The organism is Pseudomonas sp. 2822-17 (assembly GCF_002742485.1).
In the GTDB taxonomy this organism is placed as follows: domain Bacteria; phylum Pseudomonadota; class Gammaproteobacteria; order Pseudomonadales; family Pseudomonadaceae; genus Aquipseudomonas; species Aquipseudomonas cyclaminis.
The window spans coordinates 1-516 of sequence record NZ_LJRZ01000179.1; the positions used below are offsets into that span (position 1 = coordinate 1).

Sequence of the window (516 nt, forward strand, 5' to 3'; positions counted from 1 at the left end):
ATCTATTACGTGGAATTACAGATGTAAGCAATGAGTCTTTATCTTGGATTTCACCATTGGGATGGGTAACGAAAGCCGAAGTGTATTCATCAAATAATTGGTGGCCAATGGTATTGATGATAGGAACATCTTTAGTACTTTTCATCTTAGCAAATTATTTAAATGCTATTCGTGACTTGGAGCGTGGCTTTTTACCTTCAAAACCAGGAAGAAGATACGCCACAAGATTTTTACAAAGTCCTATGGGGCTTGCACTAAGGCTACAACGAACTGGATTAATTGGATGGGCAGTTGGAATGTTCATACTAGGGGTATCGTATGGTTCTGTTTTTGGTGACATGGAAAGCTTTATTGGAGAAAATGAAATGTTATCTCAAATGCTTCAGCAAATGGAGGGAGCTTCAATAACAGAGCAGTTCCTACCAATGTTAATGGTTGTGATATCTTTGATGGCGACTATTCCTCCTATAATGGCTATTAATAAATTGCGTGGTGAAGAAAAGAAGGGCCGTATAG

General features: G+C 38.4%; 1 pseudogene. It reads left to right on the top strand.

The features are described 5' to 3' along the window. Positions 1-516, top strand: a pseudogene (locus tag AOA60_RS01440) (hypothetical protein); the annotation flags it as partial.